The sequence below is a fragment of the Streptomyces sp. NPDC058534 genome (genome assembly GCF_042717365.1).
In the GTDB taxonomy this organism is placed as follows: domain Bacteria; phylum Actinomycetota; class Actinomycetes; order Streptomycetales; family Streptomycetaceae; genus Streptomyces.
In genome coordinates this window covers 70348-94698 of sequence record NZ_JBHXNW010000026.1, presented here as the reverse complement: position 1 = coordinate 94698, position 24351 = coordinate 70348, and the positions used below count along the sequence as shown (strand labels likewise).

Here is a 24351-nt window from a genome sequence, read left to right as displayed (position 1 = left end):
CGCCCGCCCTCTTTTTCCGCGCGGTGATCCGCACACCCGTCGTAACCTGGCAATCATGAAACAGTGCACGCACGCCGACGCGCTGCCGCACCCGGAACCGGACCCGCGCGGCGAGACCTGTCCGGAGTGTCTGGCCGAGGGCACGGACCCGGTGCAGCTGCGGCTGTGCCTCGACTGCGGTCATGTCGGCTGCTGCGACTCCTCGCCGGGGCAGCACGCGACGGCGCACCACAAGGAGACCGGCCACCCGGTCATGCGCACCTTCGAGCCCGGGGAGAACTGGCGCTGGTGCTTCGTCGACCACGTCCTCGTGTGACCTCGGCCCGGTACGGTTCGACCGTCTGAGGCGTGGGTACGTCAACCCGGCGCGCGCTCTTCCGATTTGGGCCCGCCGGACCCCTAGCCACTGTGCGTGTTCGTGTGTTTACTATGAGTGACAGCAAGGGGTTGGGGTCTCGGGGACAGGAAAGTTCGGAGCGCGATAACGTCACCGCTGAACCACGTATCGCGTTACCCCGAGGGCGACCCCCTGGCCCTGTAACGCTTGTACCACCTTGGAGGTGAGGGTGTCCCAGATCGCAGGCGAGCCCGCGACCCAGGACTTCGTCGAAGTCCGGCTGCCGGCCGCGGGTGCCTACCTGTCGGTGCTGCGTACGGCGACGGCCGGCCTCGCAGCCCGTTTGGACTTCACCCTCGACGAGATCGAGGACCTGCGCATCGCAGTCGACGAGGCCTGCGCGATCCTGCTCCAGCAGGCCGTGCCCGGCTCGGTGCTCAGCTGTGTCTTCCGCCTCGTCGACGACTCGCTCGAAGTCACTGTCTCGGCGCCGACCACGGACGGCCACGCCCCTTCGCGGGACACCTTCGCCTGGACGGTGCTGTCCGCCCTCGCGGGCAAGGTCTCCTCCGCCGTGGACGAGGACAAAACCGTTTCGATCAGCCTCTACAAACAGCGCGGCGCGGGACCCGGGCCGACGTGAGGGACGGAAACGGGGACGGGGACGGGCCGGTGCGGGACGACGAGCGCGGTACACGGGAGCGGCCGGCCGAGGGCGCGCGTTCTCCGAACGAGGCCCGGCGCGCGGCGGACGGCATCGACGGCATCCCCGAGCAGGCCCGGCCGCATCCGGAGGACGAGACCTCACCCGAGGCCGTCGTTCCGGGCGACGGGCAGCGGACCGGGGACACCCCCGTCCGGCCCGTCCGAGCGGAGGAGAAGGCTCGGGAAAGGGCAACGGGCGGGACGATGAGCGAGCACGAGCGACACTCCGAGGACGACGCGCCGGGTGCCCGGGGCACGCGGGGCACGCGGCACGACCCGCAGGACCGCAGCGGGGCGCGCCTCCTGTTCGCCGAGCTGCGCACCCTGGAGAAGGACAGCCCCGCCTACGCGGAGCTGCGCAACCGGCTGGTCCGCATGCACCTGCCGCTCGTCGAGCACCTCGCGCGCCGCTTCCGCAACCGCGGCGAGCCCCTGGACGACCTGACCCAGGTCGCCACGATCGGACTGATCAAGTCGGTCGACCGTTTCGACCCGGACCGCGGGGTGGAGTTCTCCACGTACGCGACACCGACGGTGGTCGGCGAGATCAAGCGGCACTTCCGGGACAAGGGCTGGGCGGTCCGCGTCCCACGCCGGCTCCAGGAGCTGCGGCTGGCCCTGACCACGGCCACCGCGGAGCTCTCCCAGCTGCACGGGCGCTCCCCCACGGTGCACGAGCTCGCGCAGAAGCTTGCGATCTCCGAGGAGGAGGTCCTGGAGGGTCTGGAGTCGGCCAACGCCTACTCCACGCTCTCCCTCGACGTGCCGGACACCGACGACGAGTCCCCGGCGGTCGCGGACACCCTCGGCGCCGAGGACGAGGCCCTGGAGGGCGTCGAGTACCGGGAATCGCTCAAGCCGCTGCTGGAGGACCTCCCGCCACGCGAGAAGCGGATCCTGCTACTGCGCTTCTTCGGCAACATGACCCAGTCGCAGATCGCGCAGGAGGTCGGCATCTCTCAGATGCACGTCTCGCGGCTGCTGGCCCGCACCCTGGCGCAGCTGCGGGAGAAGCTGCTGGTCGAGGAGTAGCCGCCCCGCCCGCGTCGGCGGGCGGCGGCCGGCCCCGCCTACTTCTCGGCGTTGCCGGGGCCCCGGATGCCGAGGGCCTGGGTGGTCTCCGGGTTGACGAGCAGCACCAGTGCCGTGACGGAGACCACGGCGAGCACGATGCCCGCCGGAATGGCCGGACCGTTCGTCGTCAGCATGTTGTAGGCCACGGGCAGCGCCATGATCTGCGTGATCACGGCGGGCCCCCGGCTCCAGCCCCGCCGGCCGAGCAGCCCGCGCGCGGCGAGCAGCGGCAGCAGGGCGAGGACGATCAGGGTGACGCCGCCGGTGATCGCGGAGGTCCGGTCGGCGGGATGGCCGGTGAGCCCCCCGACGAGCATCCAGGCGCCGCCCACGACGAGCGCCAGTCCCTCCAGTGCGGCGAGCGCGGCCGCGGCGGTCAGCCGGCCGGGACGGGGGCCCGCCTCTTCGGCGGCTTCGGAAACGGGGTTCGGCTCACTGCTCACCCCTGAAGGGTAGCCCTCCGCATACCGGCGTCCACGAGGGTGTCCGCCCTATCACGTGCGCGGTTCGACCGTGGCGATCTTCACCTCGGTCTGGGCCGAGTACCACCCACTAGGTACCCTGCAAACCATGCGTGCACTTCTCGTGGTCAACCCGGCGGCAACCACCACGAGTGCGCGTACGCGCGACGTGCTGATCCACGCGCTCGCGAGCGAGATGAAGCTGGAGGCGGTCACCACCGAGTACCGCGGGCACGCGCGCGACCTCGGCCGGCACGCGGCGCAGAGTGACGACATCGAGCTGGTGGTGGCCCTCGGCGGCGACGGCACGGTCAACGAGGTCGTCAACGGTCTGCTGCACGCGGGCCCCGATCCGGAGCACCTGCCCGGCCTCGCGGTGGTCCCCGGTGGTTCCACCAACGTCTTCGCCCGCGCCCTCGGCCTGCCCAACCACGCGGTGGAGGCCACCGGCGCGCTGCTGGACGCCCTGCGCGAGGGCAGCGAGCGGACCGTCGGGCTCGGCCTGGCCTCGGGGACGCCGGGGTCGGAGGACGAGGCGGTCCCGTCCCGGTGGTTCAGCTTCAACGCCGGACTGGGCTTCGACGCCGGCGTCGTCGGCCGCGTCGAGCAGCACCGTGAGCGCGGCAAGAAGTCGACACACGCCCTCTACGTCCGCCAGGTGATGCGCGCGCTCGTCGGCGAGCCGCACCGGCGCAGCGGGACGATCACCCTGGAGCGGGCGGGCGAGGACCCGGTCACCGATCTGGTCCTGTCCATAGTCTCGAACACATGCCCCTGGACGTTTCTCGGCAATCGCCCGATCTACGCGTCACCCAAGGCCTCGTTCGACACCGCGCTCGACGTGTTCGGCCTCAGCCGCCTGTCCACGGCCGCTGTCGCCCGGTATGGCACCCAGTTGCTCACTTCGTCCCCGGAGCGCGGACCCCGTGGCCGGCACGCGGTCTCCCTGCACGACCTGACCGACTTCACCTTGCATTCGAAGGTGCCGCTCCCCCTCCAGATGGACGGTGACCACCTGGGGCTGCGAACCAGCGTGACGTTCACAGGCGTACGCCGTGCACTGCGTGTGATTGTGTGAGCAGAAGGGGCGAAAGTCCTTTCACTCGAACGTTTAGACCAGGGTCCACCCCATGGAAGTACGGCTGTGACCTAGTCGACACCGAAGAATCAAAAAAAACTTTCCGGAAGGGGTTGTATCCACCGCCGAGGTTTGCGAGTCTCTTCTTGGCGATCGGGACAGCCCGCAAGACCGGCATCCACAGATCACCGGAACCCCTCTTCAAACCACAGGACCACGCCAGGGAACCTGGCTGTCGGCCCTTCCCTTGTTGAGGGATTCGTGAAAGCGTTCACATTCACAAGCAATCCGCATGTAATACCAAGGAGAGGTAGCAGCCATGGACTGGCGTCACCGCGCCGTTTGCCGCGAGGAAGACCCCGAGCTCTTCTTCCCCATCGGCAACACCGGTCCCGCGCTGCTGCAGATCGAGGAAGCCAAGGCCGTCTGCCGTCGCTGCCCCGTCATGGAGCAGTGCCTGCAGTGGGCGCTCGAGTCCGGTCAGGACTCCGGCGTCTGGGGTGGTCTCAGCGAGGACGAGCGCCGCGCGATGAAGCGCCGTGCCGCCCGCAACCGGGCCCGTCAGGCCTCCGCCTGACGCAGCCACCCTGCCTGAGCTTGGCGGCGCGTACAGCGAGTACGCATCCCCCGCTCCCGAGCCGCAGCGCGCAGTACCCCCGATGCGATCGCACGAGCACTGGCCTCGGACCTTCACCGGTCCGGGGCTTTTTGCTGTGCGGGGACTGTCCGAGGACCCGGCGGGCCCGAGTGCTACTTCGCCGCGGGCACCGGAATGTCCAGAATGACCTGAGTACCGCGCTCCGGGGCCGGGACCATGTCGAAGGTGCCGCCCAGTTCGCCCTCCACCAGGGTGCGGACGATCTGCAGGCCGAGGTTGCCCGAGCGGTGCGGGTCGAAGTCGGAGGGCAGACCCACGCCGTCGTCCTGGACGGTGACCCGGAGCCGGGCCTCCTTCGTCGTGCCGCCGCGGACCGCGGAGACCTCGACCGTCCCGGTGTCGCCCTCGCGGAAGCCGTGTTCGAGGGCGTTCTGCAGCACCTCGGTCAGCACCATCGAGAGCGGGGTCGCGACCTCGGCGTCGAGGATGCCGAAGCGGCCGGTGCGCCGGCCGGTCACCTTGCCCGGCGAGATCTCCGCCACCATCGCCAGCACCCGGTCGGCGATCTCGTCGAACTCCACCCGCTCGTCCAGGTTCTGGGACAGCGTCTCGTGCACGATCGCGATCGAGCCGACGCGGCGGACGGCCTCCTCCAGCGCCTCGCGGCCCCGGTCGGACTCGATGCGCCGGGCCTGGAGGCGCAGCAGGGCGGCCACCGTCTGGAGGTTGTTCTTCACCCGGTGGTGGATCTCCCGGATGGTGGCGTCCTTGGTGATCAACTCGCGTTCGCGGCGGCGCAGTTCCGTGACGTCGCGCAGCAGTACGAGCGAACCGATGCGTGTTCCCTTGGGCTTGAGCGGGATGGCCCGGAACTGGATCACCCCGTCGTGCGCCTCGATCTCGAACTCGCGCGGCGCCCAGCCACTCGCCACCTTGGCCAGCGCCTCGTCCACCGGGCCGCGGGACGGGGCGAGTTCGGCGGTGGTCCGGCCCAGGTGATGGCCGACCAGGTCGGCGGCGAGGCCCATGCGGTGGTAGGCCGACAGCGCGTTCGGGGAGGCGTACTGGACGATGCCGTCCGCGTCGAGCCGGATCAGGCCGTCGCCGACGCGGGGCGAGGCGTCCATGTCGACCTGCTGGTTCTCGAACGGGAAGGCGCCGGCCGCGATCATCTGTGCGAGGTCCGAGGCGCTTTGCAGGTACGTCAGTTCCAGGCGGCTCGGGGTACGCACGGTGAGCAGGTTGGTGTTGCGGGCGATGACGCCCAGGACGCGCCCCTGACGGCGTACCGGGATGGACTCGACCCGGACCGGGACCTCCTCGCGCCACTCCGGGTCGCCCTCGCGCACGATCCGGCCCTCGTCCAGGGCGGCGTCCAGCATGGGGCGCCGGCCGCGCGGGACGAGATGGCCGACCATGTCGTCCTGGTAGGAGGTGGGGCCGGTGTTGGGCCGCATCTGGGCGACGGACACGTACCGGGTGCCGTCCAGGGTGGGGACCCACAGGACCAGGTCGGCGAAGGAGAGGTCGGAGAGGAGCTGCCACTCCGAGACCAGCAGGTGGAGCCACTCGAGGTCGGAGTCGTCGAGCGCGGTGTGCTGGCGTACGAGTTCGTTCATGGAGGGCACGGGGCCGAGCGTACCTGGCGGTACACCCGCGGGCCGCGGCGCCTGGGAGGGACCCTCAGCCCTCCCGGCACCGCAGCCCGGAGCAACATCGGCCGTGGGGTGTGCGGTCCCGGTCGGCCGAAGGATGAGGAGCCGGGGCAGTCAGGGCAGAGAGCTCCGGTTCCTCGGTCCGCCCTCCTGTGCGGGGAAGGCGGAAGCCTGACGATCACTTCGCGTGAGTGGCACGGTCAGCGTCTCGTAGCCATTCTGGACTAGACCACTAAGCGTGTCCATGCGGTGGACCGTGTTTGTTCTTGCGCGTTCCGCCTGTTGCGCAGACGTCCGCACCCGGCAGCAGCCTAACCCTGATGGCTCACCCGCGGGGCCGGACCGCCGGGGCAATTTCCCCTGGCCGGTTCGCCGCGCCCGGAGGGCCCTGCTCTGTTAGATTGGTCTAAACCACATAGCCAGTCCCGGGCCCCGGGTGAGTCCTCTCTTCGAAACGGCAGGCCAGCGTGGAAGTTGTCATCGTTCCCGATGCCAAGGCGGGCGGCGAACTCATAGCCGAGGCCATGGCGCGGCTGCTCCGGCGCAAGCCCGACGCCCTGCTCGGGGTGGCCACCGGTTCCACGCCGCTGCCCGTGTACGAGGCGCTGGCGGCCAAGGTGCGCTCGGGTGCCGTGGACACCGCGCGGGCGCGGATCGCCCAGCTCGACGAGTACGTGGGGCTGCCGGCGGAGCACCCGGAGTCGTACCGCTCGGTGCTGCGGCGCGAGGTGCTCGAACCGCTGGGGATCGGCATGGACGCGTTCATGGGCCCCGACGGCACGGCCGCGGACGTCCAGGCGGCGTGCGAGGAGTACGACCGGGCGCTGGGCGGGGCCGGCGGCGTCGACCTCCAGCTCCTTGGCATCGGCACCGACGGACACATCGGCTTCAACGAACCGTGCTCCTCGCTCGCCTCCCGGACCAGGATCAAGACGCTCACCGAGCAGACCCGCGTCGACAACGCGCGCTTCTTCGACGGTGACATCGAACAGGTGCCGCACCACGTGATCACGCAGGGCATCGGCACCATCCTGGAGGCGCGGCACGTGGTGCTGCTCGCCACCGGTGAGGGCAAGGCGGACGCGGTCGCCGCGAGCGTCGAGGGCCCGGTCGCAGCCGTGTGCCCGGCCTCCGCGCTGCAACTGCACCCGCACGCCACGGTCGTCGTCGACGAGGCCGCCGCTTCCAAGCTGAAGCTCGCCGACTACTTCCGGCACACCTACGCCCACAAGCCGGACTGGCAGGGCATCTGACCGGTCCGGTCGCGCGCCGCCCACCACACCCCCGGGCGGTCCGACGGACGCGCCAAGGCGTCGGCACCCCGCACGGGTCCGGCGCCTTCGTCGTACCGCCGACGCCCCATTGCCGGCCGACGGCCCGCCTCCCCCTCCGCGGCCCGCCCCCTCCTCGGCCGGCCACCCCTCCGCGACCCGCCCCCTCCGCGACCCGCCACCCGTGACGAAGACGCCGGCCCCCACCAGGGAAGCCGGCGCCCTTCGTTCAAGCGGTACGGGCGTTCGTCAGGCGCCGACGACCGCCTCCGCCGCCGCGCGGCCGCAGACGCGGGCCGCGCCGTAGGTGGCCAGGTGGAGGGAGCCGCGGGGTTCGGCCCGGGGGACGCCCATCTCGACGACGACCGTGTCGGGCCGGGCCGCCAGCAGGGTGTCGAGGGCCGCCGCCATCCAGGGGTGGCGGTGCTCGTCGCGGACGACGGCGACGACGCGGCGCGCGCCCGCAGCGGCCAGCGCCTCGTGCCCGGCGTCGGGCCCGGTGAAGCTGCCGGTCTCCGTGCCCGGGAGCAGGCGGCCGAGTTCGGCGGCGACGCCCCAGGGGGTCTCGTCGCCGACCGCGATGTTCGCGACCGGGGTGAAGGCGGCCACGAACGGCGGCGCGGTGAGCGGACCGAAGCCCTCGGCGGCGGTGACGCGCAGGGCCCGGCGGGCCGCGCGCAGGCCCACCTCCTCGTCCGGGGCACCGGCCGTGCGGGCGTCCGGGCGGTTCGCCGCGGTCCAGCGGGACAGGGCCCGGACCCGGTCGGCCGCGTCGGCCAGGCGCTGCTCGGGCAGCTCGCCCGAGCGGACGGCCTCGACCAGGGCGTCGGACAGCCGCCGCACGGTGTCCTCGTCGCAGAGGCCGCCGCCCACGCAGATCGCGTCGGCGCCCGCCGCGATGGCCAGGGCGCTGCCGCGCTCGATGCCGTAGGTGCCGGCGATGGCCCGCATCTCGATGCCGTCGGTGACGATGAGGCCGTCGTAGCCCAGTTCACCGCGGAGCAGGCCGGTGAGGATGCGGCGGGACAGTGTCGCCGGGCGGTCCGGGTCCAGGGCCGGGGCCAGGATGTGGGCGCTCATCACCGCGCGGCTGCCGGCGGCGATGGCCGCGCGGAACGGGACCAGGTCGCGTTCGGCCAGCACCGCGGCGTCCACGTCGATGCGCGGCACGGCGTGGTGGGAGTCGATGCCCGTGTCCCCGTGCCCCGGGAAGTGCTTGGTGCAGGTGGCCACGCCCGCCGACTGCATGCCGGTGACGTAGGCGGCGGTGTGCCGGGCGACCAGGTCGGTGCCGGCGCCGAAGGAGCGTACGCCGATGACCGGGTTGTCCGGGTTGGAGTTCACGTCGGCGGACGGGGCCCAGTTGAAGTTGACGCCGCAGGCCGCGAGCCGGCGGCCCAGTTCGGCGGCCACCTCGCGGGTGAGACCCACGTCGTCCACCGCGCCGAGGGCGTGGTTGCCGGGGAAGGAGGAGCCGGTGCGGACCTCGAGGCGGGTGACGTCGCCGCCCTCCTCGTCGATGGCGACCAGCACGTCCTCGCGTTCGGCGCGGAGCTGTGCGGTCAGCGCCGCCACCTGGTCGGGCGTCTTGACGTTCCGCCCGAACAGGGCGACGGACGCCAGGCCCTCGCCGAGGCGGCGCAGCAGCCAGTCGGGGGCGGTGGTGCCGGAGAAGCCGGGCTGCAGAACGGTGAGCGCGTTCTGGGTGAGTGTGTCGGTGCCGCTGGCGATGGTCGTCATCGGGTGGCGTTATCCCTTCACGGCGCCGGCGGTCAGGCCGCTGACGGCCTTGCGCTGGAGGAAGACGAAGAGGATCAGGATCGGGATGGCGAAGAGGGACGACGCGGCCATGGTCGCACCCCAGTCGTCGCCGAACTGGGTCTGGAAGCTGGACAGCCACAGCGGCAGCGTCTTGGCCTCGGTGTCCTTGTTGAGCACCAGGACCAGGGCGAACTCGTTCCACGCGGTGATGAACCCGAACAGCGAGGTGGACATCAGGCCCGGCGCGAGCAGCGGCAGGATGACCCGGCGGAACGCCTGGACGCGGGTGCAGCCGTCGACCATCGCGGACTCCTCCAGCTCCCGGGGCACCGCGGCGACGAAGCCGCGCAGCGTCAGGATGGTGAAGGGCAGGATCATCATCATGTAGAAGAGCGTGAGCGGCACGAGGCTGTTCAGCATCGACGCGTCCCGCACGATCATGTACATCGCGATGATCATGACTTCCCAGGGCGCCATCTGGGCCAGCATGAAGCCGATGATGAAGCCGCGCCGCCCCTTGAACCGCATCCGCGCCAGGGCGAAGGACCCGGCCAGCGCGATGATCAGGGAGAAGAGAACCGCGAGGATCGTCACGGTCAGCGAGTTGGTGACGTACGTCCAGAAGTGGTCGGCGCTCGTCGCGGTCTCGAAGTGGTCGAAGGTGATGTCGGTCGGGACCCAGACCGGGTTGTCCGCGAGGATGTCGCCCCTCGGCTTGAGTGCCGTGGCGAACATCCAGTACACGGGGAAGACGAAGCCGATGAACAGGACGACGGCCGTGGCGTTGGGCCACAGGCGGCCGAAGAGCGAGCGCTTCACAGCTCGTCCTCCTCTTGCTTGAGCACGATCCTGAGGTAGTAGGCGGTCAGACCGAGCAGGATCAGGATGGTCAGGACGGCGATCGCCGCGCCCATGCCGTAGTGCTGGTTGCCGACGCCCTCGACGTACGCGTAGACGGGCAGGATCTCGGTGAGCCGGTCCGGGCCGCCTTCGTTGAAGGTGTAGACCTGCACGAACGCCTTGAAGACCCAGATGATCTCCAGGAAGGTCGTCGCGTAGAGGAAGGGCCGCAGGAACGGCATGGTGACCGTGGTGAAGCTCCGCCAGCCGCCGGCGCCGTCGAGTGACGCGGCCTCGTAGAGCTCGCCCGGGATGGTGGTGGTCGCCGCGTACAGGTTGATGGCGACGAACGGGATGGACATCCACACGATCAGCGTGGTGACGACGAAGAACGTCGACATCTGGCTGCTGGTCCAGCTGTAGTCGGCCATGGAGTGCCAGCCGAGCTTGTCCAGCACCCAGTTGACGACGCCGAAGCGGGTGGCGAACAGCCACTGGTAGACGGTGGTGGCGGCCACCACGGGCATGGCCCAGGCCAGCACCAGGCCGCTCAGCAGGAGGAACCGCATCCGCCTGCCGAGGCGGGCGAGCAGCAGGCCGATCAGGGTGCCGAGCACCATGATCAGGGCGACGTTGGCCGCGGTGAAGAGGATCGAGCGGAGCGTGACCCGCCAGAACTGCTCGCTGGTCAGCGTCTCCTTGTAGTTCTCGACGCCGTTCCACTCGGTGACGTGCTGGATCAGCTGCGCCATGTTGAGGTTCTGGAAGGACAGCAGGACGTCCTTCAGCAGCGGCCAGCCGAGCAGCAGCACGGAGGCCGCGCAGGCGGGCAGCAGCAACAGGTAGGGCGCGAGGGCGCCGGCGCGCGACGCGGCTCTCGTTCTCGGTCCGCCGGATCCCCCGCCGTCCGCCTTGCGGACGTCCGCCGGGCCCGAGGGCGGCCGTTCGGTCTGCACGGTCATGCTCGCGTTCTCTCTTCTCGACCTGTGTACGTCGACTCTCGACCTGTACGTCGACCCGCGTACGGTCGCCGGGGCGGGAGCCGTCGTCCGGCCACTCCGCCCCGGCACACCCGGTGTTACTGCTGCTGCGACAGGCGCTTGTTGAACTCTTCCTCGACCTGCTCGGCCGCCTCGGCGGGCGCCTTGCCGTTCAGCACGGCGGTCATGTAGGTCTTGATCGGGTTGGGCGCGTTCTCGACCGCGGCCCACTCCGGGATCAGCGGCGTGGTGCCACCGCCCTCGGCGGCCGGCGCGGCGGCCTCGGCGGCGGCGTTGCCCTTGAGGTTGGTCTGGAGCGCGTCCTTGTTCGGGATGACGCCGTTGGCCTTGGCCAGCGCGCCCTCGAACTCGTCGGACAGCGTGACCTTCAGGAACTCCTTGGCCAGCTCCTGCTTCTTGCTGCCCGCGGCGACGGCCAGGTTGGAGCCGCCGAGGAAGACGCCCTCGGGCTTGGCCGCCGTCTCACCCGGGATGGTGAAGTAGCCGATGTCCTTCTCGATCTTCGGGTTGGTCTCGATCGCGATGCCGGCTTCCCAGCCCATGCCGATGAAGGCGCCGACGTCACCCTTGGCGAAGACCTCGCCCTGCTGCGGGGTGGCCTCGTCCTTGTCCTTGGGCGCCTCGGAGAGGGACTGGAACTTCTTGTAGGTCTCCATGGCCGCGGTGATCTTCGGGTCGGCCAGGTTGGAGACGTACTTGTCGCCGTCCTTCTTGACCAGTTCGGCGCCCTCGCCGATCGCGAGGCCGACGAAGTGGTACCAGTTCTGGCCGGGCAGGTAGATCGGCTCGGCGTCGGTCTTCTCGCCGATCGTCTTGAGGGCGGCGTAGAAGTCGTCGCGGGTCTTGGGGAGTTCCTTGATGCCCGCGTCCGCCCAGACCTTCTTGTTGTAGACCACCACGCGGTTGACCACGAACCACGGGGCGGCGTACTGCTTGCCGTCGAAGACGGCGGACTCGTTCAGGGACTCGGACCAGTCCTTGCCGATCGAGCTCTTCAGGTCGGCCAGGTCGGCGAGACCGCCGGTCTTCGCGTAGGCCGGCGTCTGGGTGTTGCCGATCTCGAAGACGTCCGGCGGGTTCTCCTCCGACAGGGCGGTCGTCAGCTTCTGCTGAATCCCGTTCCACGTCTGGACCTCGAACTTGACCTTCGCCTTCGTCTTCTTCTCGAAGGCGGCCGCCACGTCCTTCTGCCACTGGTCCGGCGAAGACCCGTCCATCACCCACACGGTGAGCGTCTCGCCGGCGTAACCGTCCGCCCCGGCCTTCTTGCCGTCGTCGCCGCTGTCGCCCCCGCACGCCGCGATCGAGACCATCATGCCCGCGATACCGATCGCGGCTATCAGCTTGCGCTTCACGCCACCCTCCTCAGGGATGCCACAAAACCCCCCTGCCTCCCCGCGGTTGCTCGTCGACGCGGACCGCCCATGGGGCCGGGACCTGGACCAATGGTGTAGACCAGTACGGGGAGCTTGGCCCAGACCAATAGGGCTGTCAAGGGTGTTCAACCACGCTCCCCACGTCCGTGATGCGACCGAGATATGCAGGGACCTTTCATTGCGCAAGCCCCAGATCGGGCGGACCGGGACCGGGTGTACCACCACCCGCAGAACGATGTGCCGGTACGGTCCCGAACGCGCGTACCAGCGACGTCCGACCCTGCCGTGGACTAGACCATGGGGGGTCCCGGGGGTATACAGAAGGGATCACGGAGCGTGCGGGGCCATCCCGGCACGGAGCCGTGCCACGATGTGAGCCGTGGCCGACAGGAATGCCGGTCGCTTCGGCACCCGGAGCCGGGAAGGCAGAGCATGAGCACCGACGTCAGCAGTGCGGAGAACGAGGGTGGGGCGACCGTCCGTACCGCGCGCGTGCCCAAGTACTACCGTCTGAAGAAGCATCTGCTCGACATGACCCGGACACAGACGCCGGGCACGCCGGTCCCGCCGGAGCGCACGCTGGCCGCGGAGTTCGACACCTCGCGCACCACCGTGCGCCAGGCCCTCCAGGAGCTGGTCGTCGAGGGCCGCCTGGAACGCATCCAGGGCAAGGGCACCTTCGTCGCCAAGCCCAAGGTGTCGCAGGCGCTGCAACTCACCTCCTACACCGAGGACATGCGGGCCCAGGGGCTCGAACCCACCTCGCAACTGCTGGACATCGGCTACATCACCGCCGACGACCGGCTCGCCGGTCTGCTGGACATCACGGCCGGCGGACGGGTGCTGCGCATCGAGCGGCTGCGCATGGCCAACGGCGAGCCGATGGCCATCGAGACCACGCACCTGTCGGCGAAGCGCTTCCCCGCGCTGCGCCGGTCCCTGGTGAAGTACACGTCCCTGTACACCGCGCTCGCCGAGGTGTACGACGTCCATCTCGCCGAGGCCGAGGAGACCATCGAGACCTCGCTGGCCACCCCGCGCGAGGCCGGCCTGCTCGGCACCGACGTGGGCCTGCCGATGCTGATGCTCTCCCGGCACTCCCAGGACCGCACCGGTCAGCCGGTGGAGTGGGTGCGTTCGGTGTACCGGGGCGACCGCTACAAGTTCGTGGCCCGTCTGAAGCGTCCCCAGGACTAGTGCAAACCGGGCAAAACATACCGCTCCCGACCGCGAAGTTGCAGTTGAGGACCGATATGCGGACGAGGGCTTCCGCTGTCTTGACGCCGTCACCTACATTTCGTGCGCACTGCACGAGGTGATCAGCGAGGGGACGGAGCCACCGCATGTCACAAGCCCCGGAAGTGAGCAGAGGCCCGGTGGTGACGCCTGTGCGCGTCGTCATCGGCCTCTGCCTAGTCGCACCGTTCGTCGCCATGCTCTGGGTCGGTTCGTACGCGAAGACGGACCCGGCCTTCATCGGCATACCGTTCTTCTACTGGTACCAGATGGCCTGGGTGCTCATCTCCACCGTGCTCACGGTGGTCGCGTACCAGCTGTGGCAGCGTGACCAGCGCGCCCGCCGGGAAGGCGGGGCCAAGTGAACGACGGCGTGAACGGCGTCGCGCTCGGCGTCTTCATCTTCTTCTTCGTCCTTGTCACCGCCATGGGCTTCCTGGCCGCCCGCTGGCGCCGGGCCGCCAACGAGCAGAGCCTCGACGAGTGGGGCCTCGGCGGCCGCTCGTTCGGCACCTGGGTCACCTGGTTCCTGCTGGGCGGCGACCTGTACACGGCGTACACCTTCGTGGCCGTCCCCGCGGCGATCTACGCGGCGGGCGCGGCCGGCTTCTTCGCGGTGCCGTACACGATCCTGGTCTACCCTCTGATCTTCACCTTCCTGCCGCGCCTGTGGTCGGTCTCCCACAAGCACGGGTACGTGACGACCTCGGACTTCGTGCGCGGCCGGTTCGGCTCGAAGGGGCTGTCGCTGGCGGTCGCCGTCACCGGCATCCTGGCCACGATGCCGTACATCGCGCTCCAGCTGGTCGGCATCCAGGCCGTCCTGGACGTGATGGGCGTCGGCGGCGGCGAGGACACCAACTGGTTCATCAAGGACCTGCCGCTGCTGATCGCCTTCGGTGTGCTGGCCGCGTACACCTACTCGTCGGGTCTGCGCGCGCCCGCGCTGATCGCGTTCGTGAAGGACACGCTGATCTACATCGTGATCGCGGTGGCGATCATCTACATCCCGATCAAGCTCGGCGGGTTCGACGACATCTTCGCGTCGGCGAGCGACAAGTTCACCGAGTCGGGCAAGGGCGGACTGATCCCGGACCACGGCGGCCAGTGGACGTACGCCACCCTGGCGCTCGGCTCGGCGCTGGCGCTGTTCATGTACCCGCACTCGATCACCGCGACGCTGTCCTCGCGCAGCCGTGACGTGATCCGGCGCAACACCACGATCCTGCCGCTGTACTCGCTGATGCTGGGCCTCCTCGCGCTGCTGGGCTTCATGGCGATCGCGGCGGGCGTCAAGGTGGAGAACGGGCAGCTGGCGATCCCGCAGCTGTTCGAGAACATGTTCCCGGACTGGTTCGCGGGCGTGGCCTTCGCGGCGATCGGCATCGGCGCGCTGGTACCGGCGGCGATCATGTCGATCGCGGCAGCGAATCTCTTCACGCGCAACATCTACAAGGACTTCATCAAGCCGGACGCCACCCCGGCCCAGGAGACCAAGGTCTCCAAGCTGGTGTCGCTGCTGGTGAAGGTGGGTGCGCTGGTCTTCGTGCTGGGCATGGACAAGACGGTCGCGATCAACTTCCAGCTGCTCGGCGGCATCTGGATCCTGCAGACCTTCCCGGCCCTGGTCGGCGGCCTGTTCACCCGCTGGTTCCACCGCTGGGCGCTGCTCGGCGGCTGGGCGGTCGGCATGATCTACGGCACGGTCGCCGCGTACGGGGTGGCCTCGCCGACGCAGAAGCACTTCGGCGGCTCCTCCGACGAGATCCCCGGCATCGGCGAGATCGGCTACATCGGTCTCACCGCCTTCGTGCTGAACATCGTGGTCACCGTGGTCCTGACCTTCGTCCTGCGGGCGGTCAAGGCGCCCGACGGCGTCGACGAGACCAAGCCGAGCGACTACACGGCGGACGCGGGCGACGCGGGCGTCGAGGTCGAGCTGCCGCCGGCCACGGCGGGCACCTCGCACTAGTTCCTTCCTCGTCAGCGGGCCGTCGGAGAAATCCGGCGGCCCGTTGTCGTACCCGTCGGCGAGATCACCGCACAGGCCTATCCGCGCGACGGCCTCCTCGACTTCGGGGAGGACGACGAGTACCTCCACGAGCTGCGCGCCGTGGCCAAGCGGGCGGCGGCCGCCGAGGTACTGGTCGCCGCGGCGGACGGCGGGCTGCTCGGCGGCGTGATCTTCGTGCCCGCCGGCGGGCCCATGGCGGACATCGCCCGGCCCGGTGAGGCCGAGATACGTATGCTCGCCGTCGCCCGCGAGGCACGCGGACGCGGGGCCGGCGAGGCGCTCGTACGGGCCTGCGTGGACCGCGCCCGGTCCGTGGAGGGCTGCGCACGCGTCGTGCTGTCCACCCAGCGCACCATGCGCACCGCCCACCGCCTCTACGCGCCCCTGGGCTTCACCCGCACGCCGGACCGCGACCGGAACCCCCTGCCGGAGCTGGACGACATCACTCTGCTCACCTGTGAACCGACGCTCTGACACCACCCCGACACACTGGCGGACACAACATCTGGGGGTGCTGGCGGATCCCGGCACAAGATGTATGCTCATGCTCGCTGTCGCCGCAGGGGAATCCGGTGCGAATCCGGAACTGTCCCGCAACGGTGTACATGCGTGTATCCGTACGTTCTCGGACGTACGTGCACGCGTGTCTCAGTCCGAGGGCCTGCCGACAGTGCGCCCGGCCTCCCGGCCCGGGTGCCATGACGTCCGGGCCCCGTGGAGTGGGCCGGTGGACGCGACGCCGCGTGCGCTCGTGTGCTGCCCCCTGCCCTCCGCCAGGCCCCGTGCCAGCGAGGGAGTGCCCCCACGTGACCATCGCGCCAGCCGACCCGGCCACAGCGACCCCGGTGACGACTTCAGCGATGCCGGTGACCGAGGAGTCCGACGGACCCGGTGCCGCCCTGCTGCGGACCCTGACCGCTCTGACCGCCGACCTCCCCGGCGCCGACCCCGGCCGGGTCGCCGCCGCCGCGCTGCGCGGCCGGTCCGCCCACGCGGACGAGGCCGAGCTGCGCGAGCTGGCCACGGAGGCGGCGGCCGGTCTCATCTCCGAGGACCCGGTCTACTCCCGGCTGGCCGCCCGGCTGCTGACCATCGGCATCCGGGCGGAGGCCGCCTGCCAGGGCGTCACGTCCTTCACCGAGTCGGTCGCCACCGGCCACCGTGAGGGCCTGATCGCCGACCGCACCGCCGAGTTCGTACGGCTGCACGCGGAGCGGCTGGACGCGACGATCGACCGGGCCGCCGACGACCGCTTCGGCTACTTCGGGCTGCGCACCCTGCACAGCCGCTACCTGCTGCGGCACCCGATCACCCGCAAGGTCGTCGAGACGCCGCAGCACTTCATGCTGCGGGTGGCCGCCGGCCTGGCCGAGGACGACAGCGCCCACTCGGTCGACGAGGTCTCCGCGCTGTACGGCCTGATGAGCCGCCTCGACTACCTGCCCTCGTCCCCCACCCTGTTCAACTCCGGCACCCGGCACGCCCAGATGTCGTCCTGCTATCTCCTCGACTCCCCCAAGGACGAGCTGGACTCCCTCTACGACCGCCTCCACCAGGTCGCCCGGCTCTCCAAGCACGCCGGCGGCATCGGCATCGCCTACTCCCGCGTCCGCTCCCGGGGTTCGCTGATCCGCGGCACCAACGGGCACTCCAACGGCATCGTCCCGTTCCTGAAGACGCTGGACGCCTCGGTGGCGGCCGTGAACCAGGGCGGCCGGCGCAAGGGCGCGGCGGCGGTCTACCTGGAGACCTGGCACGCGGACCTCGAGGAGTTCCTGGAGCTGCGGGACAACACCGGCGAGGACGCCCGCCGCACGCACAACCTGAACCTCGCCCACTGGATCCCGGACGAGTTCATGCGCCGCGTGGACGCCGACGGACAGTGGTCGCTGTTCTCGCCCGCCGAGGTGCCCGAGCTGACCGACCTGTACGGCGCGGAGTTCGACGCGGCCTACCGCGAGGCCGAGGCCGCGGGGCTCGCCCGCAGGACCCTGCCGGCCCGTGAGCTGTACGGCCGCATGATGCGCACCCTCGCGCAGACCGGCAACGGCTGGATGACCTTCAAGGACACCGCCAACCGCACAGCCAACCAGACGGCCGAGCCGGGCAACGTCATCCACTCCTCCAACCTCTGCACGGAGATCCTGGAGGTCACGGACGACGGGGAGACGGCGGTCTGCAACCTGGGCTCGGTCAACCTCGGCGCCTTCGTCGACGTGGCGAAGGGCGATATCGACTGGGAGCGGCTGGACGCCACCGTCCGCACCGCCGTCACCTTCCTGGACCGGGTCGTCGACATCAACTTCTACCCGACCGAGCAGGCGGGCCGCTCCAACGCCCGCTGGCGCCCGGTCGGCCTCGGCGCGATGGGCCTCCAGGACGTCTTCTTCCAGCTGCGCCTGCCCTTCGACTCGCCCGAGGCGAGGGCCCTGTCCACCCGCATCGCCGAGCGCGTCATGCTCGCCGCGTACGAGACGTCCACCGACCTCGCCGAGCGCAACGGCCCGCTGCCGGCCTGGGAGAAGACCCGTACCGCCCGGGGCGTCCTGCACCCCGACCACTACGGCGTGCAGCCGACCTGGCCGGAGCGCTGGACGGCGCTGCGCGAGCGCATGGCGACCACCGGGCTGCGCAACTCCCTGCTGCTCGCCATCGCGCCGACCGCCACCATCGCCTCCATCGCGGGCGTCTACGAGTGCATCGAGCCGCAGGTGTCCAACCTGTTCAAGCGCGAGACGCTCTCCGGCGAGTTCCTCCAGGTCAACTCGTACCTGGTGAACGACCTCAAGCGGCTCGGCGTGTGGGACGCCCGCACCCGCGAGGCACTGCGCGAGGCCAACGGGTCGGTCCAGGACTTCACCTGGATCCCCGCGGACGTCCGCGCGCTGTACCGCACCGCCTGGGAGATCCCGCAGCGCGGCCTGATCGACATGGCCGCCGCCCGCACCCCGTACCTCGACCAGGCCCAGTCGCTGAACCTGTTCCTGGAGACGCCGACCATCGGGAAGCTCTCCTCGATGTACGCGTACGCCTGGAAACAGGGCCTGAAGACCACGTACTACCTGCGCTCGCGCCCGGCGACCCGGATCGCCCGCGCCGCCGGACGGGCCACCGTCCCCGCCCAGGTCACCCCCGACCCCGAAGCGGTCGCCTGCTCCCTGGAAAACCCCGAGTCCTGCGAGGCCTGCCAGTAATGACGACCAAGAACCTGCTCGACCCGGGCTTCGAGCTGACTCTGCGCCCCATGCGCTACCCGGACTTCTACGAGCGCTACCGGGACGCCATCAAGAACACCTGGCACGTGGAGGAGGTCGACCTCCACTCGGACGTCGCCGACCTCGCGAGGCTCAGCCCCGAGGAGCAGCACATGATCGGGCGGCTGGTGGCCTTCTTCGCCACCGGTGACTCGATCGTGGCGAACAACCTGGTGCTGACCCTCTACAAGCACATCAACTCCCCCGAGGCGCGCCTCTACCTGTCGCGGCAGCTGTTCGAGGAGGCCGTCCACGTCCAGTTCTATCTGACGCTGCTGGACACCTACCTGCCTGACCCGGAGGACCGCAACGCCGCCTTCGCGGCCGTGGAGAACATCCCGTCCATCCGCGAGAAGGCCGAGTTCTGCTTCAGGTGGATGGACTCGGTCGAGTCGATCGACCGCCTGGAGACCCAGGCCGACCGCCGCCGTTTCCTGCTGAACCTCATCTGCTTCGCCGCGTGCATCGAGGGCCTGTTCTTCTACGGCGCCTTCGCCTACGTCTACTGGTTCCGCAGCCGGGGTCTGCTGCACGGTCTGGCCACCGGCACCAACTGGGTGTTCCGGGACGAGACGATGCACATGTCCTTCGCCTTCGAGGTGGTCGACACCGTGCGCAAGGAGGAGCCGGAGCTGTTCGACGACCGGCTCAAGGAGCAGGTCACCGACATGCTGCGGGAGGCCGTCGAGGCCGAGCTGCAGTTCGCGCGCGACCTGTGCGGTGACGGCCTCCCGGGCATGAACACCGACTCGATGCGGGAGTACCTGGAGTGCGTCGCCGACCAGCGCCTGACGCGCCTCGGCTTCGCCCCCGTGTACGGCTCGGAGAACCCCTTCTCCTTCATGGAGCTCCAGGGTGTTCAGGAGCTGACCAACTTCTTCGAGCGGCGTCCCTCCGCGTACCAGGTCGCGGTGGAGGGCACCGTCGACCTGTCCGAGGACTTCTGAGTCCGAGGAGTCTCCCTTTCTCCCCTGTTCTCCTGGGCCTCCCTGAGCTGACGGTCGACGCGCCGGTCGCGCACGATGCCGATCACCGAGGGGAGGACCATGAGGACCAGGAGTCCGAAGGTCACGAGCATTCCGATCAGGGCTTCGATCTGGTTTCCGTTCATGACACCAGTGTCGCGCCGGACACTCCTTACCGGGAGTGGCAGGACTGCCGTAGGGCCTCGATTTCCTGCCACTTCCGGGGCACACTGGTGGCATGCTCGAAAACGTGGCCGCCGTCCTGCTCGACGGTGTGCATCCCTTCGAACTCGGCGTGGTCTGCGAGGTCTTCGGCATCGACCGGAGCGACGAGGGCCTGCCGGGGTACGACTTCGCGGTGGTCTCCGCGGAGGGTCCCGCGCTCGGCACCCATGTGGGCGGACTGACCGTCTCCACGCCGTACGGCCTGGAGCGGCTGGCCGAGGCCGACCTGATCGCCGTGCCGGCCGGGAGCGACTTCGTGCGCCGGGAGTATCCGCCCGAGCTCCTTGACGCCCTGCGGCAGGCGGTGGACCGGGGCGCGCGCGTACTGAGCGTGTGCTCCGGGGTCTTCGTGCTGGGCGCCGCCGGGCTGCTGGACGGTCGGCGGTGCTCGGTGCACTGGCACCACGCGGCCGAACTGAGCCGCCAGTACCCGCGGGCCGTCGTCGCGCCCGACGTCCTCTACGTCGACGAGGACCCGGTGATCACCTCCGCCGGCACCGCCGCCGGGATCGACGCCTGTCTGCACATCGTGCGCAAGGAGCAGGGGCCGGAGGTCGCCAACAGGATCGCCCGGCGCATGGTGGTGCCGCCGCACCGGGACGGCGGACAGGCGCAGTACATCGAACGCCCGCTGCCGCGCTCCTCCTGTGACACCGTCGGCGAGGTGCTGGCCTGGATGGAGCAGCACCTCGACGAGGAGGTCACCGTCGAGCAGCTCGCGGCCCGGGCGCACATGTCCCCGCGCACCTTCGCCCGCCGCTTCCAGCAGGAGACCGGCACGACCCCCTACCGCTGGATCCTGCGCCAGCGTGTGCTGCTGGCCCAGCGCCTGCTGGAGGCGACGGACGAGACGATGGACACGATCGCCTGGCGTACCGGTTTCGGTACGGCGGCGGCCCTCAGGCACCAGTTCGTCAGAGCCCTGGACACCACTCCGCACGCCTACCGGCGCACCTTCCGGGGCCCGGAGGCCGCCGCCTGAGCGTCACCGCGCCACGGGCCTGACCAGCAGGTCGTGCGGGCGCAGGGTGATGCCGACCCGGACGGCGTCGTTCGAGCCCGCCACCTGCTCGAAGCGGTACTTCGTGGCGAGCGCGGCCGTGATCAGCGTCAGCTGTGCCATCGAGAAGTGGTCGCTGGGGCACTTGCGATTGCCCACACTGAACGGCTTCATGGCGTATTTCGGCACATTCGGCGCGCGTTCCGGGAGCCAGCGGTCCGGATCGAACTCCAGGTTGCCGGCGTACGACTTCGCATCGCGCTGGATTGCGTACGGACTGTAGATGATGTCCGACCCGGCCGGAATGCGATAGCCACCCAGTTCGGTCTCGGCCACCGAGCGCCGGGTCAATACCCATACGGCCGGGCGCAAACGCATGGCTTCCACGATGACATTGCCGGTGTGCGTGAGCCTGCGGACGTCCCCGAATGCCACGGGGCGTCCGCCGGTCACCGCTTCGACTTCGTCGCGTATGCGGTCGGCATGTTCCGGGTGGTCGGCAAGTGCCTGCAGCAACCACATGATCGTGGAGGCGATGGTTTCACTTCCCGGGGTGAGTATCGCGACGACCTGGTCGTGGATCTCCTGTTCCCCGATCGGGTCGCCATTGTCGTCCTTCGCCTCCAGCAATGCCGTGAGCAAATCGTCCGGCTTTTGACCGGATGCGCGGCGCTCGGCGATGATCTCGTCCACCAGCAGATGCAGATCGGCCAACGCGTTGTTGAATTTGCGGTTGGCCGGAAGGGGTAGCCGGTAGAGCGGTCCGAGCGGGACGACCATGCGCCGGTACATGCCGCGGAAGACGGTGGCGAGCGCGACGCACAGCCGCTCGGCACGCTCGTCCATGTACTGCCCGCGCAGCAGGCAGCGGGCCGCGACGCGCACGGCCACCCGGAAGGACTCGGAGGTGGCGTCGACGGTCCGGCCCGGCCGCCAGCGCTCGGTGAGCGCGTGCGCCTCCTCCTCCATGATCGGCCCGTACGCGGGGATCGCATCGAGTTTGAAGGCCGGCTGGATGGTGCGCCGCTGACGCCGGTGCAGCGGGCCGTTGGCGGTCGCCACGCCCTCCTTGCCGAGCAGGCCCTCCAGCGACTCCCACAGCGGACCGGCTATGTGGTAGTCGGGACTCAGGGCGAGGGCGCCGGTGAGTTCGGGGGCGGTGACCGCGTAGACGGTCTTCGGACCCAGCTTGATGCGCACGATGTCGCCGTGGTCGCGCAGCTGGGACATGTAGGCCAGCGGGTCGCGGGCCAGCCGCCAGCCGTGGCCGAGCAGTGGTACGCCGCCACCCGCGAAGGGCGGCTCGCGCAGGTCCGGCGCCGCTTCCGCGCGGGTCTCGGGGTGGACGGACTCGACGGTCATTTCTCACCTGCCGCTTCGTTGTTGACGTACGGGGGTGTGGACCGGTCGTCCCAGCTGTCGACCATGTACCGGCCGGACTCGTGATGGAACCAGTAGACGGAACTGAACCAGTTCCGCATATTGCCGACGTTGGTCCGCACGGCGCCGCTCAGTTCCTTTCCGCGTACGGTTCCGTCGGCGAGTCCGTCGGCGAAACGTAACGCGTCCTGCTCCACCGCGAGGAATTCGGTGATGGATTCCTCGACGCGTCGCCTGACTTCTACGATGGCTTCTTCCAGGGTGAGTCCCTCATGTGTGATGAGACTGATGCCGAGATTGTGGACCTCGTCGCCCGCGATTTCCTTGGGAAGGGAGCAGAGGTCGTTGTACCAGGCGGCGAATTCCTGACTCAGCAGCGCCGCCCTGCGATATGCCGGGTGTTTCCGGACCGCGTCCGGCAGTTCGCAGCCCGCGCTCGGCTCCAGCAGGTCGGTCCAGATCCAGTGGGCGAAGGTGAGCCGGCGCAGTTCGAGATACTCCTCGACTCCGGGCACGATTCCGTGGGTGCGGTTGTGGAATTCCCGGTCGTACGCCTCGATCACCGCGTGGAAGTGCCGGGCGAACCGGGCGTTCCAGGTCGTCGGCAGGAAGGCGTACAGACGCCGCACGCTGTCGGCGAACCCGGCCACCAGGGTGTCCTCGTGGTGCAGGTGTTCCCCGGGTGAGTCGAGTGCCGTGTGCAGCAGGTCGCGCAGTCGCCGCCAGGCGCCGGCCCGGCCGTGGACGATGTCCCGGTCGTGCCGGTCGTCCCAGACGAAGAACCACGCGCTGTAGTCCGCTATCGCCTGCAGGACCGGCTCGGGGGCGCCCAGGTAGTACCCCGCCATGAGGTCCGTGTAGCACAGGCCGTCGGCATATTCCTCGACCTTGTCCGCCGGCATGAGCCGTTTTTCCAGCAGCCAGGTACGTGTTGTCTCCTGGAGCTTCGGCCAATACGGGTGCAGTTGCCGGGGAAATGCCGACTCGATCACCGGAAGACGGAGCGATGGCGGTACTGCGATCGCGGTCGGTGTCGCTGTGGTGCCGTGTGGGAAAGCATGCACGAACAAACCCCTCTCAGCCGCCGGTGGCGCACCCCTCTCGCTGAGCGGGGCGTGCGCCGTTGCGTATCCCCGCACTTCCCATTCAGCACCACAACTGACCGTTCTGGGAACGGATTTGCTCCATTCACTACCCCCTGATGCCGGAATTCTCCTGTTGTGTGGCAGGTTCCGACAGACGAACGGCGCCCACCCGGGGTGAGACCCGAACAGGCGCCGTGCGCAAGGGAGATGTGTGACCGGTGGGGCGGTGTCAGTCGTTCGCGACCACAGGGTAACGCGGCTCGTTCTCGGCCATCTGCCGCAGCGCGTCCTTGCGTTCACGCTTGGAGAGCCGGTCGATGTACAGGTACCCGTACAGATGGTCCGTCTCGTGCTGCAAACACCGCGCGAAGTAGCCGGTGCCGCGCACCTTGACGGGGTTGCCCTTCTCGTCCTGCCCGGTCACCTCGGCGTAGTCGGGGCGGGCCAGCGGCGCGTAGGCGGTCGGCACGGACAGGCAGCCCTCGTTGCTGTCGTCGAGGCGGCGCCGGTCGGCGGGCAGTTCGACGAGGACCGGGTTGCAGACCACGCCGACGTGGCGGGCGCCCTCGTCGTCGGGGCAGTCGTAGACGAAGACCTTCTGGGAGACGCCGATCTGGTTGGCGGCCAGGCCCACGCCCTCGGCGGTGCGCTGGCTGGCGAACATGTCCGCCACCAGCTGCTGGAACTCCTCGCCGAAGTCGGTGACGTCCGCGCACTCCGTGTGCAGCACCGGATTGCCGACCACCGTGATCGGACGCGAGGCGCCCCGCTCACGCCAGGCCGCCTCGCGCTCCTCGCAGTCCTCGGTGTCGACGACGAAGCCCTCGTCGTCCACGGGGAGCACGCCCACGTGCTGCTGATCGGTGTCCTGCTGGGCCATGACCGACGTATGCCTTCCTGGATGAAACACGGGGTTGATGCCTGATACAGGGTACGGGGAGTGCGCCCCGTCACGGGCGCGGGTCGGTGTGTATTATATGGGGCGCCCCCGGGGGGGGGCCCCCCCCCACGCACACCCCCACCGCCCCACACAAA

Annotated in this window: 23 protein-coding genes and 1 riboswitch; of the genes, 13 read left to right on the top strand and 10 right to left on the bottom strand. The window is 69.7% G+C overall.

What is annotated here, in order from left to right; all coding sequences use genetic code 11:
* Positions 1-55 precede the first annotated feature (55 nt).
* From ACFWR9_RS18195 to ACFWR9_RS18185, 3 genes are all read left to right on the top strand, one after another.
* On the top strand, positions 56-316 hold the full coding sequence (locus ACFWR9_RS18195; protein WP_383842808.1) for a UBP-type zinc finger domain-containing protein: 261 nt from the start codon (positions 56-58) through the stop codon (positions 314-316).
* 250 nt (positions 317-566) lie between these two features.
* Positions 567-980, top strand: coding sequence for an anti-sigma regulatory factor (locus ACFWR9_RS18190; protein WP_003973726.1), 414 nt, complete (start codon positions 567-569; stop codon positions 978-980).
* A gap of 29 nt (positions 981-1009) precedes the next feature.
* Entirely contained in the window at positions 1010-2074 is a 1065-nt protein-coding gene (locus ACFWR9_RS18185; protein WP_383842838.1) for an RNA polymerase sigma factor SigF, read from the top strand.
* A 38-nt stretch (positions 2075-2112) separates the two neighbouring features.
* Here ACFWR9_RS18185 and ACFWR9_RS18180 read toward each other — a convergent pair whose 3' ends face one another.
* A complete protein-coding gene (locus ACFWR9_RS18180; protein WP_383842804.1) occupies positions 2113-2559 on the bottom strand; it encodes a hypothetical protein in 447 nt (148 codons plus the stop codon).
* A gap of 127 nt (positions 2560-2686) precedes the next feature.
* On the opposite strand from ACFWR9_RS18180, the gene ACFWR9_RS18175 reads away from it, so the two are divergent.
* On the top strand, positions 2687-3655 hold the full coding sequence (locus tag ACFWR9_RS18175) for a diacylglycerol/lipid kinase family protein (RefSeq protein ID WP_383842801.1): 969 nt from the start codon (positions 2687-2689) through the stop codon (positions 3653-3655).
* A gap of 319 nt (positions 3656-3974) precedes the next feature.
* Positions 3975-4232: a WhiB family transcriptional regulator gene (locus ACFWR9_RS18170; protein ID WP_003973730.1), complete on the top strand. Its 258-nt coding sequence runs from the start codon at positions 3975-3977 to the stop codon at positions 4230-4232.
* Positions 4233-4405: 173 nt separating this feature from the next.
* Here ACFWR9_RS18170 and ACFWR9_RS18165 read toward each other — a convergent pair whose 3' ends face one another.
* A complete protein-coding gene (locus tag ACFWR9_RS18165; protein WP_383842835.1) occupies positions 4406-5872 on the bottom strand; it encodes a sensor histidine kinase in 1467 nt (488 codons plus the stop codon).
* A gap of 503 nt (positions 5873-6375) precedes the next feature.
* On the opposite strand from ACFWR9_RS18165, the gene nagB reads away from it, so the two are divergent.
* The gene (gene nagB / locus ACFWR9_RS18160; protein WP_383842797.1) at positions 6376-7161 is read left to right on the top strand and encodes a glucosamine-6-phosphate deaminase; all 786 of its coding nucleotides are present in this window, start codon (positions 6376-6378) and stop codon (positions 7159-7161) included.
* Between the two features lie 267 nt (positions 7162-7428).
* Here the strand turns inward: nagB and ACFWR9_RS18155 are convergent, their stop codons facing one another.
* The 4 genes from ACFWR9_RS18155 to ACFWR9_RS18140 form a co-directional block, all read right to left on the bottom strand.
* A complete protein-coding gene (locus ACFWR9_RS18155) occupies positions 7429-8919 on the bottom strand; it encodes a glycoside hydrolase family 3 protein (protein ID WP_383842794.1) in 1491 nt (496 codons plus the stop codon).
* 9 nt (positions 8920-8928) lie between these two features.
* Entirely contained in the window at positions 8929-9759 is an 831-nt protein-coding gene (locus tag ACFWR9_RS18150) for a carbohydrate ABC transporter permease (RefSeq protein ID WP_383842791.1), read from the bottom strand.
* Positions 9756-10742: a carbohydrate ABC transporter permease gene (locus ACFWR9_RS18145; protein ID WP_383842788.1), complete on the bottom strand. Its 987-nt coding sequence runs from the start codon at positions 10740-10742 to the stop codon at positions 9756-9758. Before ACFWR9_RS18145 ends, ACFWR9_RS18150 begins: the two co-directional genes overlap by 4 nt.
* Before the next feature lie 116 nt (positions 10743-10858).
* Entirely contained in the window at positions 10859-12136 is a 1278-nt protein-coding gene (locus tag ACFWR9_RS18140) for an extracellular solute-binding protein (RefSeq protein ID WP_383842785.1), read from the bottom strand.
* Positions 12137-12589: 453 nt separating this feature from the next.
* Here ACFWR9_RS18140 and ACFWR9_RS18135 point away from each other — a divergent pair, with 453 nt between their 5' ends.
* The 6 genes from ACFWR9_RS18135 to ACFWR9_RS18110 all read left to right on the top strand — a co-directional run bounded on the left by ACFWR9_RS18135 (position 12590) and on the right by ACFWR9_RS18110 (position 19608).
* Positions 12590-13354 (top strand): GntR family transcriptional regulator, encoded by a 765-nt coding sequence (locus tag ACFWR9_RS18135; protein ID WP_003973740.1) that lies wholly within the window; start codon positions 12590-12592, stop codon positions 13352-13354.
* Between the two features lie 146 nt (positions 13355-13500).
* Entirely contained in the window at positions 13501-13758 is a 258-nt protein-coding gene (locus ACFWR9_RS18130) for a DUF3311 domain-containing protein (protein WP_383842781.1), read from the top strand.
* Entirely contained in the window at positions 13755-15365 is a 1611-nt protein-coding gene (mctP, locus tag ACFWR9_RS18125) for a monocarboxylate uptake permease MctP (RefSeq protein ID WP_383842778.1), read from the top strand. The genes ACFWR9_RS18130 and mctP overlap by 4 nt, the downstream gene beginning before the upstream one ends.
* Positions 15366-15395: 30 nt before the next feature.
* Positions 15396-15881, top strand: coding sequence for a GNAT family N-acetyltransferase (locus tag ACFWR9_RS18120; RefSeq protein WP_383842832.1), 486 nt, complete (start codon positions 15396-15398; stop codon positions 15879-15881).
* Positions 15882-15935: 54 nt separating this feature from the next.
* A riboswitch (cobalamin riboswitch) is annotated at positions 15936-16114 on the top strand.
* Between the two features lie 99 nt (positions 16115-16213).
* Positions 16214-18601: a ribonucleoside-diphosphate reductase subunit alpha gene (locus ACFWR9_RS18115; protein WP_383842775.1), complete on the top strand. Its 2388-nt coding sequence runs from the start codon at positions 16214-16216 to the stop codon at positions 18599-18601.
* Complete coding sequence (locus ACFWR9_RS18110) at positions 18601-19608, top strand: ribonucleotide-diphosphate reductase subunit beta (RefSeq protein WP_383842772.1); 1008 nt, start codon at positions 18601-18603, stop codon at positions 19606-19608. The genes ACFWR9_RS18115 and ACFWR9_RS18110 overlap by 1 nt, the downstream gene beginning before the upstream one ends.
* Here ACFWR9_RS18110 and ACFWR9_RS18105 read toward each other — a convergent pair.
* Positions 19521-19772 (bottom strand): hypothetical protein, encoded by a 252-nt coding sequence (locus ACFWR9_RS18105; RefSeq protein ID WP_383842769.1) that lies wholly within the window; start codon positions 19770-19772, stop codon positions 19521-19523. The genes ACFWR9_RS18110 and ACFWR9_RS18105 overlap by 88 nt on opposite strands.
* Before the next feature lie 92 nt (positions 19773-19864).
* Between ACFWR9_RS18105 and ACFWR9_RS18100 the strand changes: the two genes are divergently transcribed.
* A complete protein-coding gene (locus tag ACFWR9_RS18100) occupies positions 19865-20833 on the top strand; it encodes a GlxA family transcriptional regulator (protein ID WP_383842766.1) in 969 nt (322 codons plus the stop codon).
* Between the two features lie 3 nt (positions 20834-20836).
* On the opposite strand, the gene ACFWR9_RS18095 is transcribed toward ACFWR9_RS18100, so the two are convergent.
* The 3 genes from ACFWR9_RS18095 to def all read right to left on the bottom strand — a co-directional run bounded on the left by ACFWR9_RS18095 (position 20837) and on the right by def (position 24196).
* On the bottom strand, positions 20837-22213 hold the full coding sequence (locus ACFWR9_RS18095; RefSeq protein ID WP_383842763.1) for a cytochrome P450: 1377 nt from the start codon (positions 22211-22213) through the stop codon (positions 20837-20839).
* Positions 22210-23295: an epi-isozizaene synthase gene (gene cyc1, locus ACFWR9_RS18090; RefSeq protein ID WP_383842760.1), complete on the bottom strand. Its 1086-nt coding sequence runs from the start codon at positions 23293-23295 to the stop codon at positions 22210-22212. Before cyc1 ends, ACFWR9_RS18095 begins: the two co-directional genes overlap by 4 nt.
* Positions 23296-23545: 250 nt before the next feature.
* Positions 23546-24196, bottom strand: a complete 651-nt coding sequence (gene def / locus ACFWR9_RS18085; protein ID WP_383842757.1) for a peptide deformylase — start codon at positions 24194-24196, stop codon at positions 23546-23548.
* Between the last annotated feature and the right edge of the window lie 155 nt (positions 24197-24351).

Excerpts from the sequence above, each read along its gene's own strand:
- ACFWR9_RS18195 (WP_383842808.1), top strand. The coding sequence starts at position 56 with ATGAAACAGTGCACGCACGCCGACGCGCTGCCGCACCCGGAACCGGAC.
- ACFWR9_RS18175 (WP_383842801.1), top strand. The coding sequence starts at position 2,687 with ATGCGTGCACTTCTCGTGGTCAACCCGGCGGCAACCACCACGAGTGCG.
- ACFWR9_RS18170 (WP_003973730.1), top strand. The coding sequence starts at position 3,975 with ATGGACTGGCGTCACCGCGCCGTTTGCCGCGAGGAAGACCCCGAGCTC.
- ACFWR9_RS18165 (WP_383842835.1), bottom strand. The coding sequence starts at position 5,872 with ATGAACGAACTCGTACGCCAGCACACCGCGCTCGACGACTCCGACCTC.
- ACFWR9_RS18155 (WP_383842794.1), bottom strand. The coding sequence starts at position 8,919 with ATGACGACCATCGCCAGCGGCACCGACACACTCACCCAGAACGCGCTC.
- ACFWR9_RS18145 (WP_383842788.1), bottom strand. The coding sequence starts at position 10,742 with ATGACCGTGCAGACCGAACGGCCGCCCTCGGGCCCGGCGGACGTCCGC.
- ACFWR9_RS18135 (WP_003973740.1), top strand. The coding sequence starts at position 12,590 with ATGAGCACCGACGTCAGCAGTGCGGAGAACGAGGGTGGGGCGACCGTC.
- ACFWR9_RS18130 (WP_383842781.1), top strand. The coding sequence starts at position 13,501 with ATGTCACAAGCCCCGGAAGTGAGCAGAGGCCCGGTGGTGACGCCTGTG.
- ACFWR9_RS18110 (WP_383842772.1), top strand. The coding sequence starts at position 18,601 with ATGACGACCAAGAACCTGCTCGACCCGGGCTTCGAGCTGACTCTGCGC.
- ACFWR9_RS18105 (WP_383842769.1), bottom strand. The coding sequence starts at position 19,772 with ATGAACGGAAACCAGATCGAAGCCCTGATCGGAATGCTCGTGACCTTC.
- ACFWR9_RS18100 (WP_383842766.1), top strand. The coding sequence starts at position 19,865 with ATGCTCGAAAACGTGGCCGCCGTCCTGCTCGACGGTGTGCATCCCTTC.
- ACFWR9_RS18095 (WP_383842763.1), bottom strand. The coding sequence starts at position 22,213 with ATGACCGTCGAGTCCGTCCACCCCGAGACCCGCGCGGAAGCGGCGCCG.
- def (WP_383842757.1), bottom strand. The coding sequence starts at position 24,196 with ATGGCCCAGCAGGACACCGATCAGCAGCACGTGGGCGTGCTCCCCGTG.